Genomic DNA, 1,681 nt, shown 5'->3' on the forward strand with positions numbered 1-1,681 from the left:
TCTCCCCGCGGGCAGGGATGAGCAGGCACGCTCGGGGATCCGGGCCCACCGCAGCCCCGAGCGCTTGGCGGGGCGCGCTGGCTTGCCCCTACCTGACACCGAGCAGCGGGCACCGATGGGGTTCCCGCGGGGCGCGGGGACCTGCCGTCCGACCGCCTAAGCTAGGCCCGTGATCAGGGGCAGCCGCGGCATCGTGGTGGTGTTGGCCTGCACGCTGGTGCTCGCCGGTTGTACCTTCCCCCGCCTCAGCCCCGGTACCACGCCAAAGCCGGAAGTGGCTCCGTCCGCGATCGCCGGCATCCCGGTCGCCAGCGAGCCGGGCAAGGCCGTCGACCGTCCGTCCTTTGCTGACCCGGGGGTGAAACCGGACGGGTTCGCCACCGCGCCGGTCGGTGACGGGCTCTCCGGTTACCTCGCCCAGCAGCTCAGCTGGACTGACTGCGGCCACAACTCCGAGTGTGCCAACGTCCTGGTGCCGCTGGACTATGCCAATCCGGGCGACCAGGCGATCACCCTGGCCCTGCGGCGCAGCCGTGCCACCGCCGAGCCGCGGCTCGGCTCCTTGTTCGTCAACCCCGGCGGCCCTGGGTCGTCAGCCCTCTGGATGATCGACAGCTTCGACCGGGACGGACTGGAACAGTACGACCTGGTGGCCTGGGATCCCCGCGGCACCGGCGCCTCGACCCCGGTGCGCTGCTTCGGTGACGCCGAGACGGACACCTACAACGACCTGGACGCCTCGCCTGATGACGACGCGGAGCGGGCGGCGCTGCTGCAGGGTGCCTACGACCTCGGGAAGGCCTGCTGGGAGCACAGCGGCCGGCTGCTGGAGCACATCTCCACCATCGACACCGCCCGCGACCTCGATCTGCTCCGCCAGCTGTTCGGTGACGAGAAGCTGCACTATCTGGGCTACTCCTACGGCACCGAGATCGGCGCCACCTATGCCGAACTCTTCCCCTACCGGGTGGGCCGGTTGGTGCTCGACGCCGCAGTGAACATCACCGACAACGACGATGTCATCCAGGCGATGGGCTTCGACCTCGCGCTCGGCAACTTCGCCACCTGGTGTGCCGAACAGGGCTGTGCGCTGGGCAGCAGCCGCGAGGACGTCTTGTCGTCCATCACCCGGCTGCTGGACGACCTGGACGTGGCACCGCTGACCGTAAGCCGACGCACGCTCACCCAGTCGCTGGCGGTGCTCGGCGTGGCCCAGTTCCTCTATGGCGGCAAGCAGGGCTGGCCGGCCCTGGCCTCGGCGGTCGAGCGCGGCGTCCAGGGTGACGGGCGCTGGCTGCTGTGGGCGTCCGACCAGATGAACTCCCGCGACGAGAACGGCGACTACGGCACGATGTTCTACGCCTTCGGGGCGATCAGCTGTCTGGATGAGGCCGACGATGGCGTGCTGGACGCGGATGCCAGCTGGGTGGAGGACCGCGCGAAGGCTCCGATCTTCGGCACCTACTTCGGCCCTCAGTACGGCTGCACGGTGTGGCCGGTGCGTCCGGCGCCGGCCCTCAATCTGCGTGGTGCCGGCGCCGACCCGATCCTGGTGATCGGCGGCACCGGCGACAACGCCACTCCCTACCAGCAGGCGGTGGCCATGGCCGAACAGCTGGAATCCGGCGTGCTGGTCACCTACCAGGGTGAGGGTCACGGCACCTACGGCAACGGCAAGTCG

The 1,681-nt window shown here is 69.8% G+C and carries 1 protein-coding gene; it reads left to right on the plus strand.

Translation table 11 applies throughout. From position 1 onward, the window contains the following. Positions 1-169: 169 nt before the first annotated feature. The coding region (locus tag VB080_RS13700) for an alpha/beta hydrolase (RefSeq protein ID WP_323419013.1) at positions 170-1,681 on the plus strand (1,512 nt) is incomplete at its 3' end.

Source organism: Propionicimonas sp. (assembly GCF_034927565.1).
GTDB lineage: Bacteria > Actinomycetota > Actinomycetes > Propionibacteriales > Propionibacteriaceae > Propionicimonas.